This window comes from Streptomyces sp. H39-S7, assembly GCF_027158205.1.
Lineage (GTDB): Bacteria > Actinomycetota > Actinomycetes > Streptomycetales > Streptomycetaceae > Actinacidiphila.
This window is the reverse complement of sequence record NZ_JAPVLU010000001.1, coordinates 202,642-220,605: the sequence shown is the minus strand read 5'-3', so window position 1 is coordinate 220,605 and position 17,964 is coordinate 202,642. Positions and strand designations below refer to the sequence as shown.

Annotated in this window: 15 protein-coding genes; 9 read left to right on the top strand and 6 right to left on the bottom strand. The window is 70.1% G+C overall.

The genetic code is table 11. The annotated features are described in order from the left end of the window. Nucleotides 1–3 precede the first annotated feature (3 nt). Nucleotides 4–2,064, bottom strand: coding sequence for an ATP-binding SpoIIE family protein phosphatase (locus tag O3X23_RS01100; protein ID WP_269269081.1), 2,061 nt, complete (start codon nt 2,062–2,064; stop codon nt 4–6). A 120-nt stretch (nt 2,065–2,184) separates the two neighbouring features. Here O3X23_RS01100 and aspS point away from each other — a divergent pair, with 120 nt between their 5' ends. Then, the gene (aspS, locus tag O3X23_RS01095; RefSeq protein WP_269269080.1) at nt 2,185–3,951 is read left to right on the top strand and encodes an aspartate--tRNA ligase; all 1,767 of its coding nucleotides are present in this window, start codon (nt 2,185–2,187) and stop codon (nt 3,949–3,951) included. 66 nt (nt 3,952–4,017) lie between these two features. On the opposite strand, the gene metG is transcribed toward aspS, so the two are convergent. Then, entirely contained in the window at nt 4,018–5,748 is a 1,731-nt protein-coding gene (gene metG / locus O3X23_RS01090; RefSeq protein WP_269269079.1) for a methionine--tRNA ligase, read from the bottom strand. Nucleotides 5,749–5,985: 237 nt separating this feature from the next. Here metG and O3X23_RS01085 point away from each other — a divergent pair, with 237 nt between their 5' ends. After that, on the top strand, nt 5,986–6,219 hold the full coding sequence (locus O3X23_RS01085) for a DUF397 domain-containing protein (protein ID WP_269269220.1): 234 nt from the start codon (nt 5,986–5,988) through the stop codon (nt 6,217–6,219). A gap of 12 nt (nt 6,220–6,231) precedes the next feature. On the opposite strand, the gene O3X23_RS01080 is transcribed toward O3X23_RS01085, so the two are convergent. Continuing rightward, entirely contained in the window at nt 6,232–6,723 is a 492-nt protein-coding gene (locus O3X23_RS01080) for an ATP-binding protein (protein ID WP_269269078.1), read from the bottom strand. A 180-nt stretch (nt 6,724–6,903) separates the two neighbouring features. Between O3X23_RS01080 and O3X23_RS01075 the strand changes: the two genes are divergently transcribed. The 4 genes from O3X23_RS01075 (at nt 6,904) to O3X23_RS01060 (ending at nt 10,132) form a co-directional block, all read left to right on the top strand. Beyond that, a complete protein-coding gene (locus O3X23_RS01075) occupies nt 6,904–7,770 on the top strand; it encodes a helix-turn-helix domain-containing protein (protein ID WP_269269077.1) in 867 nt (288 codons plus the stop codon). 64 nt (nt 7,771–7,834) lie between these two features. Then, nucleotides 7,835–9,292 (top strand): aldehyde dehydrogenase family protein, encoded by a 1,458-nt coding sequence (locus tag O3X23_RS01070; protein ID WP_269269076.1) that lies wholly within the window; start codon nt 7,835–7,837, stop codon nt 9,290–9,292. 207 nt (nt 9,293–9,499) lie between these two features. Next, on the top strand, nt 9,500–9,892 hold the full coding sequence (locus O3X23_RS01065; RefSeq protein ID WP_269269075.1) for an STAS domain-containing protein: 393 nt from the start codon (nt 9,500–9,502) through the stop codon (nt 9,890–9,892). Nucleotides 9,893–9,958: 66 nt separating this feature from the next. Further along, nucleotides 9,959–10,132, top strand: coding sequence for a hypothetical protein (locus tag O3X23_RS01060; RefSeq protein ID WP_269269074.1), 174 nt, complete (start codon nt 9,959–9,961; stop codon nt 10,130–10,132). 47 nt (nt 10,133–10,179) lie between these two features. On the opposite strand, the gene O3X23_RS01055 is transcribed toward O3X23_RS01060, so the two are convergent. Beyond that, nucleotides 10,180–11,007, bottom strand: a complete 828-nt coding sequence (locus tag O3X23_RS01055; RefSeq protein WP_269269073.1) for a YhjD/YihY/BrkB family envelope integrity protein — start codon at nt 11,005–11,007, stop codon at nt 10,180–10,182. Next, complete coding sequence (locus O3X23_RS01050) at nt 11,004–11,243, bottom strand: hypothetical protein (RefSeq protein WP_269269072.1); 240 nt, start codon at nt 11,241–11,243, stop codon at nt 11,004–11,006. Before O3X23_RS01050 ends, O3X23_RS01055 begins: the two co-directional genes overlap by 4 nt. Nucleotides 11,244–11,515: 272 nt before the next feature. Between O3X23_RS01050 and O3X23_RS01045 the strand changes: the two genes are divergently transcribed. After that, nucleotides 11,516–13,645, top strand: coding sequence for a SpoIIE family protein phosphatase (locus O3X23_RS01045; RefSeq protein ID WP_269269071.1), 2,130 nt, complete (start codon nt 11,516–11,518; stop codon nt 13,643–13,645). A 24-nt stretch (nt 13,646–13,669) separates the two neighbouring features. On the opposite strand, the gene O3X23_RS01040 is transcribed toward O3X23_RS01045, so the two are convergent. Beyond that, nucleotides 13,670–14,917 carry a helix-turn-helix domain-containing protein gene (locus O3X23_RS01040; protein ID WP_269269069.1) on the bottom strand — a complete coding sequence of 416 codons (1,248 nt, stop codon included), beginning with the start codon at nt 14,915–14,917 and terminating at the stop codon, nt 13,670–13,672. Nucleotides 14,918–15,346: 429 nt separating this feature from the next. On the opposite strand from O3X23_RS01040, the gene O3X23_RS01035 reads away from it, so the two are divergent. Then, nucleotides 15,347–15,964, top strand: a complete 618-nt coding sequence (locus tag O3X23_RS01035; protein ID WP_269269068.1) for a hypothetical protein — start codon at nt 15,347–15,349, stop codon at nt 15,962–15,964. Between the two features lie 332 nt (nt 15,965–16,296). After that, nucleotides 16,297–17,952, top strand: coding sequence for a DUF6801 domain-containing protein (locus O3X23_RS01030; RefSeq protein ID WP_269269067.1), 1,656 nt, complete (start codon nt 16,297–16,299; stop codon nt 17,950–17,952). Nucleotides 17,953–17,964: the final 12 nt, after the last annotated feature.

Below are 17,964 nucleotides of genomic sequence, written 5' to 3'. Positions count from 1 at the left end.
TGATCATGGGCGGTCCGCTGCGGCCGTCTCGTGGATCTCGAACCAGATCGCCTTGCCGTCACCCCGGGGATCGACACCCCAGGCGTCCGCCAGGCTTTCGATCAGCAGCAGCCCGCGCCCCGACGAGGCCATCTCGCCGGGGCTCCGGCGATGCGGCATGTCGTCGCTGCGATCGCCCACGTCGATCCGCAGCCGGCGCCTGCCCGGCACCCCGAGGAGGCTGGCGTTCAGCAGCGCGTCCTCGTCGGTGTGCACCAGGACATTGGTGATCAGCTCCGAGACCAGCAGCACCGCCGCGTCCACCTGGTCGGGGACGGTCCAGTCGTGCAGCAGCGCGCGGATCTCGTGGCGCGCCTCGCGGATCTGCCGCGGCGCGCTCTGCGAGACGGTCAGCACCGTCCGGCGCCCCGGCACGTCGCAGGTGGGCCCGTCCAGGTCGCGGCGCAGCAGCATCAGCGCGATGTCGTCCTCGCGGCGGTCGGCGAGCGGACCGGTGGAGTGGTGCGACGCCGGGCCGTGCACGGTCCGCACCAGATGGTCGGCGAGCGCCTCCAGATCGTCCGAGGGACCGGACTGCATCGCGGCGCGCAGCCGCTGCCAGCCGGTGTCCAGGTCGTGGCCGCCGGTCTCGATCAGCCCGTCGGTGCAGATCAGCAGCACTTCGCCCGGCTCCAGCACCAGCCGGGTCGTGGGGTAGTCGCTGTCGGGGGCGATGCCCAGCGGCAGGCCGCCGGCCGTGCGGCGGATGATCGTGGTGCCGTCGGCCATCCGGATGGCGGGCTCCGGGTGCCCGGCCCTGACCACGTCCAGGGTGCCGGTCACCGGGTCCGCCTCCAGATAGAGGCACGTCGCGAACCGGTCGTCGTCGCCGTGGTCGGGGTCGCTGAGCCCGGCGAGGAACCGCGAGGTGCGCGACAGCACCGCGTCCGGGTGGTGGCCCTCGGCGGCGTAGGCGCGCAGCGCGATCCGCAGCTGGCCCATGAGTCCGGCGGCGCGTACGTCATGGCCCTGCACGTCGCCGATGACCAGGGCGGTACGGCCGGAGGGCAGGTCGATCGCGTCGTACCAGTCGCCGCCGACCTGCAGGCCGCCGCCGGTGGGCACGTAGCGGGCAGCGACGGTCATGCCCTCGATGCCCGGTCCCCGGGTGGGGAGCATGGTGCGCTGCAGCCCGTCGGAGAGCTCCCGCTCGGATTCGTGCAGGTGGGCGCGGGACAGCGCCTGGGCGAGCATCCGGGCGACGGTGGTCAGGACGGAGCGCTCGTCGGGGGTGAAGTCGACCGCCTCGCGGAAGGCCGCCATCCACGCGCCGATCGTGTTGCCGGCGACCACCAGCGGCAGGAAGGCCCAGGAGGAGCGGCCGAAGGGCTTGGCGAGCGGCCAGGTCGCCGGGAAGCGCTGCTCGTAGGCCTCGGGGGTCGGCAGGTAGATGGCCCGGCCGGTGCGGACCACCAGCGCGGCCGGGTACTCGGTGCCCATCGGCATGTCCATGAACGGTCCGTCGGTGCCGACGGAGTGGCCATGGTGCCCGATGATCGACAGCCGGTCGCCCCGGACGCCGAAGACGGCCAGGCCGTCGGGCGAGAATCCCGGCATGGACAGCGTCGCGGCGACCCGCAGCACCTCGGCCGTGCTGTCCGCCTCCGCCAGCGCCCGTCCCGCGTCCAGCAGGAAGGCCTCCCGGGCCCGCCGCCAGTCCCCGGAGTGCGGCGCACGGCCCGAGGCGGCGGCACGCGTCTCGTGCAGCGTGCCGGCCATCGTGAGCGGGCCGGTCGGCCGCATCCTGATCCGCACCGTCCGCACGATGCCGCCGTCGTCGCTCACCACCCGCAGCAGGGACTCCATCACGGTGCCCTCGGCGCGGGCGAGGGCGACTCCGCCGCTCAGGGCCACGTAGTCCTCGGCATGCAGGCACGCGCGCACGGCGGACGACCGGGACGTGACCGCCTCCTCGGGAAAGCCCAGGAGCGCGGCGGCCGTCGCGTCCAGCCCCACGGTGCCGGCCGTCTCGTCCCAGTGCCACAGCCCTGTGCCGACGGCGGCCAGAACCTCCTCGGTGCGCATTAGGACAGTTTAAGAGGGTTTGGGCGAGTCATACGAATGGGGGTGGACGTCCCGGCGCCGGTAGGCTGTGACGGGCCCCTTCCGGGCTCCTTCACCGAAATCCGACGACTTGGATGAACGATGCATCGGTACCGGTCCCACACCTGCGGCGAGCTGCGCGCCACTGACGTCGACACCGACGTCCGCCTGTCCGGGTGGCTGCACAATCGCCGCGATCTGGGCGGTGTGCTCTTCGTCGACCTCCGGGACCACTACGGATTCGTCCAGCTGGTCGCCCGGCCGGGCTCGCCCGCGTACGAGCAGCTCAGCAGCCAGTCCAAGGAATCCGTCGTCCGCGTCGACGGCCGGGTGCTCGCGCGCACCGCCGAGAACGTGAACCCGGACCTGCCGACCGGCGAGATCGAGATCGACGTCACCTCCCTGGAGGTGCTCGGCGCCGCCGACCCGCTGCCCTTCCCGGTCTTCCCGGAGGACAACGCCAACGAGGAGGCGCGGCTCACCAACCGCTTCCTGGACCTGCGCCGGCAGCGCATGCACAAGAACATCATGCTGCGCTCGGACGTCATCTCCTTCCTCCGCAAGGAGATGACGGCGCTCGGCTTCAACGAGCTGGCCACCCCGATCCTGTCGGCCACCTCCCCCGAGGGCGCCCGCGACTTCCTGGTGCCCTCGCGGGTGCACGCCGGCCGGTTCTACGCGCTGCCGCAGGCCCCGCAGCAGTTCAAGCAGCTGCTGATGATCGCGGGCTTCGACCGCTACTTCCAGATCGCGCCGTGCTTCCGCGACGAGGACTCCCGGGCCGACCGCTCGCCCGGTGAGTTCTACCAGCTCGACATCGAGATGAGCTTCGTCGAGCAGGAGGACGTCTTCGGCGTCATCGAGAAGGTCATGACCGACCTCTTCACCCAGTACGGCGGCGGCCGCGAGGTCACCTCGCCCTTCCCGCGCATCCCGCTGCGCGAGTCGATGCTCAAGTACGGCAACGACAAGCCGGACCTGCGCGCCAAGCTCGAACTCGTCGACGTCTCGGACGTCTTCGCCGGCTCCGGCTTCAAGGCCTTCGCCGACAAGCACGTGCGCGCGCTGGCCGTGCCGGACACCGCGGGCCAGCCGCGGAAGTTCTTCGACCAGATGGGCGAGTACGCGGTCGAACAGGGCGCCAAGGGCCTGGCCTGGGTCCGCGTCGGCGAGGACAACGCGCTGACCGGCCCGATCGCCAAGTTCCTGACCGAGGACGACGTCAAGGCCCTGCTGGCCGCCGTCGACGCCAAGCCCGGCCACGCGATCTTCTTCGGCGCCGGCGAGTTCGCCGAGGTCTCCAAGATCATGGCGGCCGTCCGCGTCGAGGCCGCCAAGCGCGCCGGCCACTTCGAGGAGAACGTCTTCCGCTTCTGCTGGGTCGTCGACTTCCCGATGTTCGAGAAGAACGAGGACACCGGCGCGATCGAGTTCTCCCACAACCCGTTCTCCATGCCGCAGGGCGGCCTGGAGGCGCTGGAGACCAAGGACCCGCTCGACATCCTCGCGTGGCAGTACGACATCGTCTGCAACGGCATCGAGCTGTCCTCCGGCGCGATCCGGAACCACGAGCCCGCGGTCATGTACAAGGCGTTCGAGATCGCCGGCTACGACCAGGCGACCGTGGAGAAGGAGTTCGGCGGCATGCTGCGCGCCTTCCACTTCGGCGCCCCGCCGCACGGCGGCATCGCCCCGGGCGTGGACCGCATGGTCATGCTGCTCGCGGACGAGCCGAACATCCGCGAGACCATCGCGTTCCCGCTCAACCAGCACGCCCAGGACCTGCTCATGGGCGCGCCGAGCGAGGTCGAGGAGAGCCGGCTGCGCGAGCTGCACATCCAGCTCCGCAAGCCGCAGCCGAAGGTCTGAGTTCTGCCCCGCACATGACGAAGGCCGCCCCGATGGACCGGGGCGGCCTTCGTCATGTGCCAGGCGTTACGCGGCGGCGTCGTCCGGGTTGCCGCCGAAGCGCTCGCGGTAGGTGTCGAGGTCCTCTTCGGTGATCTTGGCGAAGAGCACCGGCGGGACGGTGAACGGCGTGCCGGGCGGCAGGAACGCGAGGGACCTGGCCTCGTCCTGGCTGACCCAGGTCCGGTTGTCGTCGGCGAGGGCGAAGGCGCTGCGCATCGCGGCGGACGAGGACGGGATGAACGGCTCGGAGACCACCGCGTACAGGTGGATGAGGTTCATCGCGGTGCGCAGGGTGAGGGCCGCGCCGTCCGGGTCCGTCTTGATCTCCATCCAGGGGGCCTTCTCCTCCAGGTAGGAGTTGCCCGCGCTCCACAGGGCGCGCAGCGCGGCCGCGGCCTTGCGGAACTGGACGGTCTCCAGGTGGCTCTCGTACTCGGCCAGGAGCCCGGCGATCTGCTCGCCGAGCTTCGCCTCGGCCTCGCCGGCCGCGCTGCCGGCCGGCACGTCGTCACCGAAGCGCTTGCGGGAGAAGGACAGGACGCGGTTGACGAAGTTGCCCAGGGTGTCGGCGAGGTCCTTGTTCACCGAGGAGGAGAAGACCTCCCAGGTGAACGAGGTGTCGTCGGACTCCGGGGCGTTGGCGATGAGGAAGTAGCGCCAGTAGTCGGCCGGCAGCAGCTCCAGCGCGGCGTCGGTGAAGATGCCGCGGCGCTGGCTGGTGGAGAACTTCCCGCCGTAGTACGTCAGCCAGTTGAAGGCCTTGACGTGGTCGACCTTCTTCCACGGCTCGCGGGTGCCCAGTTCGGTGGCCGGGAACATCACCGTGTGGAACGGGACGTTGTCCTTGGCCATGAACTGGGTGTAGGTGACGTCGTCCGCCTCGTACCACCAGGACTTCCAGTCCCGGGTCTCCCCGTCGGCAGCGGCGTCCGCCCACTCCTTCGTGGAACCGATGTACTCGATCGGCGCGTCGAACCAGACGTAGAAGACCTTGCCGTCCGCCGCCAGTTCCGGCCAGGTGTCGGCAGGGACCGGAACACCCCACTCCAGGTCGCGGGTGATGGCGCGGTCGTGGAGACCCTCGGTGAGCCACTTGCGGGCGATGGAGGAAGCGAGGGTCGGCCATTCGCCGCCCACCTCGTCGATCCACGCCTCGACCTCGCCGGCCAGCTTCGACTGCAGGAGGAACAGGTGCTTGGTCTCGCGGACCTCCAGCGCACTGCTGCCGCTGATCGCGGAGCGCGGGTCGATCAGGTCCGTGGGGTCGAGCACCCGGGTGCAGTTCTCGCACTGGTCGCCGCGGGCCTTGTCGTAACCGCAGTGCGGGCACGTGCCGACGATGTAGCGGTCGGGAAGGAAGCGCTCGTCGGCGAGCGAGTAGACCTGGCGGATCGCGCGTTCCTCGATGAAGCCGTTGGCCTGGAGGCTGCGCGCGAAGTGCTGGGTCAGCTCGCGGTTCTGCGGGGAGGAGCTGCGGCCGAAGTGGTCGAAGCGCAGCGCGAAGCCGTCGTAGATCGCCTTCTGTGCCAGGTGCTGCTCGGAGCAGAAGGTGTCGACCGGCAGCCCGGCCTCCTTGGCGGCGAGTTCGGCGGGAGTGCCGTGCTCGTCGGTGGCGCAGATGTAGAGGACGTCGTGCCCGGTCTGGCGCAGGTAGCGGGCGTAGACGTCGGCCGGGAGCATCGACCCCACCATGTTGCCCAAGTGCTTGATCCCGTTGATATAGGGCAGGGCGCTGGTGATGAGGTGTCGAGCCATTGCAGGCTGCTCCCAATTCGTTACGCGGGGTGAGTGATTGCTCTACGGACCGTCAATATCGTATCCGACCCCCCGGGCACCCCTTCTTGTTTTCCCCCGGAGGCCGCGGAGGGGCCCGCCAGTACTCACCGTGAGTGACTGCACGTGCGCATGCACGTGCACATGCACGTGCTGGTGGAACCGGTTATCATCTGGCTTACCCACCAAGGCAGTTACGGGGAATTTGGGGAGCGTCTTATGAGCCGGACACACAATGGCATGGCCTCGACAGATCTCCAGGGAGTCGTCTGGCAGAAGAGTTTGCACAGCAACGCGAACGGTACGTGCGTGGAGCTGGCGCGGCTGCCCGGCGGTGAAGTGGCCGTACGCAATTCACGCTTTCCGGACGGACCGGCGTTGATATATACGCGGGCCGAGATCGAATCACTGATTCTCGGGGTCAAGGATGGCGAGTTCGACCACCTCATGTGACCGTATATGCGCTTATAGCGACGGGTCTTCGGCCATTCCGACCGGCGAATGGAAGAGGGCCCAGACGACTTTTCCCGCCCCGGTGAGCGGATGCCAGCCCCAGGTCTCGCTGTAGGACTCCACGAGGTGCAGCCCTCGTCCGGACTCCGCGACGAAGTCGGGTGTCCTGGCCACCGGACCGATGGCGCTGGGGTCGCGAACGGCACAGACCACCCGCGAGGTCCAGCGCACCAGGCTGAGATGGACCGGTGCACCGCCGGCGCCCGGCGGCACGGCGTAGCGCAGCGCGTTGGTGACGAGTTCCGAGGCGACCAGCTCGATGCTGTCGAAGAGTGGTGCCAGGTCCCAGCTCTGCAGAGTCGTCCGGGTGAATCTTCGGGCGTCGCGGACGGCTTCGAAGCGTCCTGGTAGCTCGCACGTGGCGCCGCTGGACGCGGCAAGGCCCGCGGGGGCGAGCACTCCATCCCATAACGGCTCAAGCACAGTTGCGGCCTCAGTCCTCATGCGCGCCCACTGGGTATCTGCACGAACACCATGGTCCCCAACGCTCACACGGTATGCAAGGGCGGATGCACGTGCAGATGCAAGGAATGATGCACGTGTGGTGCTGTGTGACCGGACGAGTACTCAACGCAGCGCAAAGGTGGCAGACTGCTGACGACCTAGGGGCGGAGCGTGACGTAAATGACCACAGGGCAGCCGGGAGGCGGGTCCATCGTGCGACGGATTCTGCTGGGAGCTCAGCTGCGGCGGCTCCGCGAAGCGGGAGGAATCACCCGCGAGGCGGCCGGGTACTCGATCCGCGCGTCCGAATCGAAGATCAGCCGCATGGAGTTGGGGCGCGTGAGCTTCAAGGAACGGGACGTCGCGGACCTCCTCACCCTCTACAACGTGGTGGACGACGAGGACCGCGCGGCGCTCCTCGGGCTCGTGCGCGAGGCGAACGTGGCCGGCTGGTGGCACGGGTACGGTGACGTCCTCCCGGCCTGGTTCCAGACCTACGTGGGCCTCGAGGAGTCCGCCTCGCTGATCCGCACCTTCGAAGTCCAGTTCATCCACGGCCTGTTGCAGACCGAGGAATACTCCCGAGCGGTCGTCGAGCTCGGCCACCCGGGCGCGGCGAAGTCCGAGATCGAGCGCCGGGTCGGCCTGCGGATGGAACGGCAGAAGCTGCTGGTCTCCGAGCGGGCGCCGCGGTTCGTCGCCGTCATGGACGAGGGCGCGCTGTACCGGCCTTTCGGCGGGCGCGACGTCATGCGGGGGCAGTTGAACCATCTGATGGAGGTCGCGCAGCAGCCGAATGTGACCGTCCACGTCCTGCCGTTCGAGATCGGCGGCCACGCGGCGGGCGGCGGCGCGTTCACCCTGCTGCGATTCCCGGAGTCGGACCTGTCGGACCTAGTCTATCTGGAGCAGCTCACCAGTGCGCTGTATATCGACAAGCGTGAGGAAGTGGACTTCTACGGCAAGACCATGGAAAGGCTCTGCGCGGACAGTCTTTCCGCCGAACGTTCACTGGAGCGACTGCACAAGATCCATCAACAGGCTTGATACGAAGGTAATATGACGCAGCATCACTGGCGCGTGCCGTAGTGGCCACCGCGAAAGGGATAACGTGTCGTACTTCTCCGAGTTGGCCCTGCAGTACATCGACGGTGAGTGGCGCTCCGGCTCCGGCTCCTGGGACATCGTCGATTTCAATCCCTACAACGGGGACAAACTCGCCTCCATCACGGTGGCCACGAAGGCCGAGGTGGATCAGGCGTACCGGGCCGCGGAGCGGGCGCAGACCGCCTGGGCCGCGACCAACCCGTACGCCCGCCGGCTGGTCTTCGAGCGCGCGCTGAAGGTGGTCGAGGAGCGCGAGCCGGAGATCACCGAGGCGATCATCGCCGAGCTGGGCGGCACGTACCTCAAGGCCGGCTTCGAGCTCGCGCTCACCAAGGACATGCTGCGGCAGTCGATGCAGCTCGCGCTGCACCCCGAGGGTCGCATCCTGCCCTCCCCGGTGGACGGCAAGGAGAACCGCCTCTACCGGAAGCCGGTCGGCGTCGTCGGGGTGATCAGCCCGTTCAACTTCCCGCTCTTCCTCGGCCTGAAGTCCATAGCCCCGGCGCTGGCGCTCGGCAACGCGGTGGTGCTCAAGCCGCACCAGAACACCCCGGTGGTCGGCGGCACCCTGATCGCGCGCATCTTCGAGGAGGCGGGCCTCCCCTCCGGCCTCTTCAACGTCGTCATCACGGACATCGCCGAGATCGGCGACAGCTTCATCGAGCACCCGGTGCCCAAGGTCATCTCCTTCACCGGCTCCGACCACGTGGGCCGGCACGTGGCCACGGTCGCCGCCTCGCACTTCAAGCGGACGGTGCTGGAGATGGGCGGCAACAGCGCGCTCGTCGTGCTGGACGACGCCGATGTGGAGTACGCGGTCGACGCGGCGGTCTTCAGCCGCTTCGCCCACCAGGGCCAGGTCTGCATGGCGGCCAACCGGGTGCTGGTGGACCGCTCGGTGGAGGAGGAGTTCACCCGCAAGTTCGTCGCCAAGACCGCCTCGCTGATCGTCGGCGACCCGGCCGACCCGGCCACCCAGATCGGCCCGCTGATCAACACCCTCCAGGCCGAGCGCATCACGGCCGAGGTCGCCCAGGCCATCGAGGCCGGCGCCACGGCGCTGCTGCTCGGTGAGGCCGACGGCGCCGTCGTGTCACCCACCGTGCTCGGCGACATCCCGGCGGACGCCGCGATCCTGCGCCGCGAGCTGTTCGGGCCCGTGGTCCTGGTGGTGCCCTTCGACGGCGAGGACGAGGCGGTCCGGATCGCGAACGACACCCCGTTCGGGCTCAGCGGCGCCGTGCACACCCGGGACATCGAGCGCGGGGTGCGGTTCGCGCAGCGCGTCGACACCGGCATGATGCACGTCAACGACGGCACCATCGCGGACGAGCCCATCGTCCCCTTCGGCGGCGAGAAGTCGTCCGGTGTGGGACGGCTCAACGGCGACGCCACGGTGGACGCGTTCACCACCGTGCAGTGGATCTCCATCCAGCACGGCCGCAGCCGGTTCCCCTTCTGAGCGGGCACCCGTCCTGAACAGCACCTCGACGTTCCGGTAGCCCGGCTTTCCACGGTCCGTCAGATCAGTCTTCACTCGAACGGGTGAAGATACGTATCTGTTCCGGGCTACCGACTCCCCTGTGCGATTTCCCGACGGATACGGTGACCGTAGGTCACCCCAGGCCCCGGTGGTCGCGCGCACGGTCGAACGCGGGAGGGGACGCCGGTGCAGGACGACGCCCGCAGGGATCCACCGCCGGGCCCAGCCCAACTGGTACCCCCGGCCAATCCGTATGCGCGCACGTACCGGGTCGGCGAGTCCGCCGTCGTGGAGCTGCGGGGCGAACTGGACATCGACACCGCGCGGTTCGTGGCCCCTCATCTGGATCTCGTCTCCGGCGGGGCGCCGCTGCTGGTCGTCGTCGATCTGTGCCGGCTGGAGTTCGTCGACTGCTACGGCCTGTCGCTGCTCTGCCGCGCTCGGCGCCGGGTGCGGAGCCGGGGTGGGGAACTGAGGATGGTCTGCGACCGGCCGTCGACCCTGCGACTGCTGCGGCTCACCGGCTTGGCCGAGACCTTCCTCCCGGTGTCGACGCTCACGACTGCCCTGGACGGCTAGCGGGTCCGGGGGAATGGTGTTTGCCTGGAATGGTCCATATTGGACACCATTCAGGAGGACTTGTTCATGGCCAAGCAGACAGCCCGCGGCGCCCGCTCCAAGGGCATGAGGCATGCCGAGCAGGTGGATGCGGCGCAGGCGAGGCACCGCGCCGGCGAGGTGCGGGAGAACCTGGACGCTTTCGAGCACAGCGAGAGCCCCGAGGCGGAACGGGGGCACGTGCGCGAGCCCCAGGAGTAGCCGCCGCACGGGTGAGGGGCGGACCCGCACCCCAGCGGGCACGGCCCTCACCCGTGCGCGTCGCCCGTGCGCGGGGGTGTGCCCAGGCGCCGGGCCAGCGGCTCCTCGTGCGCGAGCACATGGCCGGCGCAGATGCCGATCGTGACGACGGTGAAGAGCACGATCAGCCAGGACAGCAGGACGAAGAGCGACCCGAACGGCCCGAACTGCCGCAGGCTGCGTTCGACCGCCCTCGGCATGTAGATGCCCGACCACGCGGCGACCCCCAGAACGCCCGCCGACACCAGCATCGCGCCCGGCAGCAGTGGCAGCCAGGGGATGCGCGAACCCAGCAGGAGCCGCTGGGTCCACCACCACAGGAGTGTCGCGGAGACGAACTGCACCGGGACGCCGAGGGCCCGGCCCACGCCGAAACCGTTGTGGAGCGGGCCCTGGAGCAGCAGGTCGACCAGCCAGACCGCCAGCCAGGCCACCCACCGCCAGGCGACCACCCGGGCGCCGGCCCTCGGCAGGTGCCAGGCCCGTTCGCAGGTCCGCTGCAGGGCGCGGCTGCAGGCCGTGGCCGAGAGCAGGGTGATGATCACGCCGACGACGCCGATGGAATTGCTCTCGTCGGAGTCGTCGGCCGCGTACACCTGTCTGACCTGGTCCAGGGCGTCGTCCCGCAGTCCGAGCACCGAGTGCAGCGAGGAGACGAGATGGTCGCGGACCACCTGGGGCGCGAACGCGGCGATCACGAACAGGGCGGGCAGGGCGCCGAGGAAGGCCTGGGCGGCCAGCCGGGTGGCGCAGTCCAGGACGTTCACCGCGGTGAACTCGCGGAGGAGGCGCCCGATGAACGGAACCCTGTGCAGCACCCGGTCCAGAACGGTCACAGGCGCGGGGGGTCCTCGAAGTACCGCTGCTCGTAGACGTGCTCGGACTGGTGGCGGCGTTCCGTGCGCCGGCGGCGGTTGGACGCCAGCAGCATGCCGAGGAGCAGGCTCGCCGCTCCGCCGATCATGCAGATGGCGCCCAGGACGTTGAGGTCGATCCACCGGGTGTGCCAGGTGATCGCGTATCTCAGGATCGCCCCGATGAGAATGAGGGCCAGCCCACCGGCTGCGGTCATGTCGAGGTTCCTTCCGGGGCAGGTGCGGCGTCGGTCGGCACCGGTTCTGCGCTCAGCCTGCGCGACCCCGGTTCCGCTGTCCTGTCGGGAGCCGACGGGTTGGGCCGTTGGGGTAGGGCCTGGAAGTCTCCGCCTGAATGCGGACAAATACGAGCAAAGCTATGCTGGCGGTTCGATCCCGGTTCCGGACGCGGACCTCCAGGTCCGACGACTCGGCAAGGGCGTCCAACCGGGTCGACCGGCGGGAACCGCGACACCCCGGGGGTACGGAAATGCCCGAACAGGACCGGCCGCCCGACCGCGGCGAGCCCCTGGACGGCGGCACGCCCCGCACCGGTCCGGCCGAACGCCTCGCCCTGAACCACATGGGCAGCTTCGACTGGGACCTCAGACTCGGCACCCTGGAGCTGGACGCGGCCGCCCTCAAGGTCTTCGACCTGCTGCCGCACGAGTACAGCGGCCGGCCCGAATCCCTGGCCATCCGGGTGGCGCCCGAGGAGGGTGACCGGCTCGACACCGTGTTCCGCCGCGCCCTGCACGACCGGGCGGCGTCGTACGGCATGTACTTCCAGGTGCTCCTCCGGGACGGCACAGCGCGCTGGACGCACACCCAGGGCCGCATCCTGCGCGACGAGGACGGCAAGGGCGTGCGCGTCATCGGCATCGTCCGCGACGCCACCGCGGAGCTGACGCACTCCACGATGCTGCGGACCATGGAGGCGGACCGCGCACGCCAGACCTCCATGGTGGAGCGGACCACCCAGGCCCTGTCGCGGGCCGTCACCGTCGACGACGTCACCGCCACGCTGACCGGCAGCGGCGGACTGGAGCGGTTCGGCGCCGACGGCCTCGCGCTGGGCCTCGTCGACGGCAGCATGCTCAAGATCATCGCGCTGACGGGGCGGTCGATGGAGATCCTTTCCGACCTGCGGCTCACCCGGTTGGAGGACGACCTCCCGCTGTCGGAGGCGATCATCGAGCAGCGCCCCCGGTTCGTCGCCTCGCTGCCGGAACTCGCCGAGCGCTTCCCCCGACTGGCGCCCTACATCAGCCAGTTGCAGATCGAGGCGGCGGCCTACCTCCCGCTCGTGGCCCAGGCGCGCTCCATCGGCGGCCTCTGCCTGTTCTACCGGGACCGCACCCACTTCACCGCCGAGGACCGCAACCTGTGCCTCGCCCTGGCGGGCATCGTCGCCCAGTCCCTGCAACGCGCCATGCTCTTCGACCAGGAGCGCGAGTTCGCCACCGGACTCCAGGCGTCGATGCTCCCGCGCCGGATCCCCGACGTCGTCGGCGGGGAGATCGCCGTGCGCTACCACGCGGCCTGGAGCGGCCGGGAGGTCGGCGGCGACTGGTACGACGTCATCCCGCTGCCGCAGGGCCGCATCGGGGTCGTCGTCGGCGACGTCGAGGGCCACGACACCCACGCGGCGGCCATGATGGGCCAGCTCCGCATCGTGCTGCGGGCCTACGCCGCCGAGGGCCACGCCCCCTCCACGGTGCTCGCGCGCGCCTCGCAGTTCCTCGCCGAGCTGGACACCGAGCGCTTCGCCACCTGCACCTACGCCCAGGTCGACCTGGCCACCGGCGACGTGCGCGTGGTCCGCGCCGGCCACCTCGGGCCGCTGATCCGCCACAACGACGGGCGGACCGGCTGGCCGAACGTCCGCGGTGGACTGCCGCTGGGTCTGGCCACCCATTTCGAGGACCACGAGTACCCGGAGACGCGGCTGGACCTGGTGCCGGGGGAGACCCTGCTGCTGTGCACCGACGGACTCGTCGAGCAGCCGGGCAAGGACATCACCGAGGGCATGGACGCGCTCACCGACGCCGTACGCCACGGTCCCCACGGCGCCGCCGCGCTCGCCGACCACCTGGCCGACGGCCTGTGGGCCCGGCCGGGCGCGGAGGACGACATGGCGCTGCTCCTGCTGCGCCGGGCGCCCGACCCGGGCACCCTCAAGGCCCCGCGCATCCACCAGTACATCCACCAGGCCGACCCCGAGGGGCTGGCCGAGGCCCGAACGGTGCTGCGCCAGGCACTGGTGGCATGGGGCGCGGGCGAACTGGTCGACGACGTCGAGCTGGTGGCCGGCGAACTCCTCACCAACGTCCTGCTGCACACCGAGGGCGGAGCCGTGATGACCCTGGAGATCGTCCCCGCGGTACGCAGCCGCGTACCCCGCAGGGTCCGGCTGGCCGTCCAGGACCGCTCCAGCGTCTGGCCCCGGCGCCGGACCCCCGGCGAGGCCGCGACCTCGGGCCGCGGCCTGCTGCTCATCGACTCCCTCGCCACCCGCTGGGGGGTGGAGCCGCGCGGGGAGGGCAAGTCCGTGTGGGCCGAGTTCCAGTGGCAGGCGGCGGCGCAGAACCGCCCGGAGGCGGGGTACCCGGCCGCCTGAGCGGGCGCGTCCGGGCCGCCGCCGTCAGAAGGGTTCGTGGCCGCCGGACGGCCGGCCCGGAACTCCCGACGGGCCCGCGCGCTCCTGGAGGTGCAGGGCGCGGAGCACGATCTCGGTCGCGAACCGGGCGTCGGGGTCGGCCAGTTGGTCACCGAAGGCGCGGTCGAGGATGCGCATCCGGTAGCGCACGGTCTGCGGGTGCACCTCGAGGAGTTCGGCCATCTGGGCGGCGGTGCCGCGGGTGGTGAGCCAGGTGCGCAGGGTGTCGACGAGCCGGGTGCGCTGGGTGGGGGTGAGGCCGACGAGCGGGCCGAGATGCTTCTTGCTGAGCTGGTTGATCAGGGAGGGGTCGCCGAGCAGCCACAGCGGCAGCAGGTGGTCCTCGCACCGCACCACCGGCCGGCCGTCGATGATCCCGGCGTCGGCCAGGGCGAGGGTCTGCCGGGCCCAGCGCAGCGAGTCCGCCGCGTCGGCCAGCGGGGTGGTCAGTCCGACCGCCGCCCGGCTGCCGAGCAGCGCGGTGTCGAGCGCCGCGCGCCGGGTGTCGTCGAGGGGGCCGGGGACGAGCAGATGGGGCTCCGGCCCCGACAGGTCCACGAGGACGTCGCGGTCCAGGGCCGCGCGCGTCAGCCGGGACTCCGGGCCCAGGGCGACGAGCGTGACCTCGTCCGGCAGCGGCCACGCGGCGTGCTCGGCGAGTTCCGCGATCGCGGCGGGCGACACGGACGGGGTGGCCAGAATCAGCCGCAGCACCCGGCGGCGGCGGTTGTCCGGCTTCTCGCCCAGCTCGGACATGGCTTCCAGATAGCCCTCGCGGGAGAGCGACGCGAGCTCCCCGACGTAGGCGAAGAGCGAGTCGGCGAAGGTCATCATGACGGAGGGCGGGAGGTTGTAGCGCTCGGAGACCTTCATCGCCCGGCGCAGCCCGACGCGGGCGCCGATCCGGTACGCGGCCTGCAGGCTGTCCAGGCTGCGGCCCTCGTAGGCCTCGAAGCGGCCGAACCTGCGGCACATGTCGTCGCGGAGCGTGGAGGTCGTGGAGGGTGCGGCGATCTGGTCGACGAAGGTGGCGATGTTCTGCTCGATGCCGATGCGTATCGCGTGCCCGTAGGGCCCGTCCAGGATGTGGGAGTACTCCGGTAACGCCCCGATGATCTCGGCGGACATCTCCTGGAAGAGGCTGGGCAGTTCGGGCCACATGATCGCCGCGAGCTCCTGCGGGATCGGTCGCAGCGGCTCGGCCGGTCCCGCGGCCCGTCTCGCTCCGGACACGCTCGTCCCCCCTCAACTAGGCGGCGCCGGTTGGGGCGTCGGACGTGCCGGGAGTGACGCGCGACACGCCGTACCTCGTCGAAACATAGACCAACGGCGGCCGGAGCGCAGCACCCAGTGGCCGTAAACGTGCACGGGGCATGTGTCCGGCGGGCGGTCCCGGGCCTCCGTGCGTGCTCACTTCCGGACAGTTCGCCGTCGCGGTTTACTGCTTTCGCGATAAGAAAATACTCGGGAGTAAGGTCGTTCTCCCAATCTGTGGCTGGAGTATTGCGCCACCCTGTTACCCGTGCGTAACGTGCCCATTCGCAAGGGCAACCGAATTCATTCGGTGCCGCGTTCCAGGTATTGAGCCGCAGTCGTAATCCGCGCCTGAACAGCGTGGATCACGATTAATCAGGTACGCCAACTCCCTGAAAGGATCAACCCGTGCGCAAGCTGACCAAGAGCACGATCGTCGCTGGTGCCGCCCTCGCGGCGGCCGTGGGATTCTCCACCTCCCCCGCCTCCGCGGCCGGAACCTGGACCGTGACCGGCGGTGGCGCGTTCACAGCGATCGCGACCAACCCGATCCTGACGGACACCAACACCGGCACCCAGCTCAAGTGCACCAAGTCGAACGCCGCCGGCACCGCGCCGAACGGCACCGGCCTGTCAGGCACCGCCATCGCCAGCATCTCCTCCGTCTCCTGGACCAGCTGCTCGGGTCCGGCCGGTATCTCCTTCACCGTCACCGCCCAGGGCCTGCCCTGGAAGCTGAACGCCGTGTCGTACTCCGCGGGCGTCACCACCGGCACCCTGACCGGGGTGAAGGCCCACATCAGCGGTCTGTGCAACGCGGACTTCAACGGCCCGACGGCCGGCAGCACCGCCACCCTGACCGGGAAGTACACCAACTCCACCCACACCCTCACCATCAGCGGGGGCAACCTCAAGGCGTACAACGTCTCGGGCATCTGCCTCGGCCTGATCAACAACGGCGACAGCGCGACCTACAGCGCCAACTACGTCGTGACGCCCAGCACCCTGCAGATCACCTCCCCGTGAGCCACGGCCTGTCCTACCGGACAGGCCCGGTGCCCGCTGTGCGGACCCCGGCCCGGACCAACGGGCCGGGGTCCCGCGCGGAGCGGGTACTCATCGGTGCTCAATGGAATACAGCCTTCCGCTCAGCTTTTATCACCGAGTGACAAAGAATCCGGCGGTCGTGAGATCGCGGAACATTCCTGTGTTCGATCACTTGTCCTCGTTATTACCCGCCCGTAAAGTCCAGCGTCTCGAACGAGTTCGCCCCGTTACATTCCCGCGCCACCGTCCGGAAGCCCGAAAAGCCCGAGAAGCTCGCAGACCTGCGTCGAGCCAGTCCGAGGAGTTCCGCAATGAGGGGTGCACAGGTCCCACGCCGTACGGTGCGGCTGGCGGCCATCGCCGCGGCGGCGCTCCTGGCGGGACTGCTGCCCGGTGCCGGATCGGCGGCGGTCGGCCGGGACGGTCCCCTGGCGATGGTGTATAAGTGCGCCTTCCCCGGCGGTGATCAGCCGGTGCCCGTCTCCCTGGTGCAGTCGTTCCCGGAGACCGGGGCGGTCGACAAGCCGATCCAGCCCGGTGATCTGACGATGGCGGTGACGGTGCCCCGCGCGGCGGTCGACGGCCTCGTGCCGGACGTCGCGGGCACCCTGGCCGGTACCGGCACCCTCACCACCCGGGTCAAGCAGGGGACTTCGGCCGCCGACGCCCCCTGGCCAGGGCTGCGGGCCCCCGCCGTCCCGGTGGCGGGCAAGGACGACCTGGTGCTGACGTTCCAGGGCGAGGTGCCGCCGGTGACCGTCACCGCGGCGGGCGAGGTGAGCTTCGGCGCGGGCGATCTCGCGCTGGAACTCACGGCGGGCAAAGCCGCCGCCGCGGCGCCCGGGACCGCCGTGACCCCGAGCGGCGCCGCGACGACCGCCGCGCCGGCGGTGCCGGTTCCGTCCGCCCCCGTGAAGGTGGCGTGCTCCCCGGAGGCCGGGCAGAACGCGCTGCTGGGCGCGGTGCCGGTCGCCGTGCCCGACCCCACCCCCTCGGGCTCCACCTCGCCCTCGGCCTCCGGGTCCCCGTCGACGACGCCCTCGACGCCGGGCGGGCCGGCCGCGTCGCCCCCGGGACCGGCCAAGGTCGCCCCGGGCGCACCGCACAACAGCACCATCAAGGTCGAACCGCCGGTGCACTCCGGCAAGTACGACTGCGACGGCGTACTCCCCAAGGGGAAGCTGGACTTCGACCACATCCCGCTGGCGGACGAGAAGGCCGCGAACGCCACGGTCACCGAGACCGACTTCGACCTCGGCTCGTGCGCCTACGCGATCGGGTACTCGAACGTCCACAAACTCGACGGTGCCGCCGTCATCAACGATCCGCACACCGCCCGGGGCTCGTCCCTGACGTACATCAACATGAACGTGCGGATGGCGGTGCAGCCCGAACCCCCGCAGTACTACGAGTTCGACTCGCTCGGCTCCATGACGCTCCCGGTCGCGGACTCCACGTTCCTGACCTACGGCTTCATGCCGACCACGGCGAAGATGGCCCTCACCCCGGATCCGAAGAAGCCGCTGCTGACGATCGTCACCACGGGCACCAACTTCGTGGAGCAGAACGTCATCACCACGATCCACGGGTACCAGTGGCTCCGGCTCTACGACGTCAGGATCAACGGCACTCCGCTCGACGTGGGACCGAACTGCCGCACCAGGAAGCCGATCGAGCTGGCCCTCGTGGGGCTCCAGGACGCCCACATGCCCAACGGCGGCGACGGCAAGCCGGACTACACCATCCTCGACGGCGGTCCGCTGCACCAGGAGAACCTGACGATCCCCGCCTTCACCGGCTGCGGGACGCACGGCGAGAACCTCGACGCGCTCTTCACCTCGGCGGTGTCGGGCCCGGGGAACTCGCTCAACCTCAACCAGGGAACGCTGTGCGCGCCCTGGGCCGGACTCGGCTGCGACGCGGCGGCCGGAACCGAGATCCAGATCCCGCCGCTGCCGCACCGCTGACCAGCCCGCCAC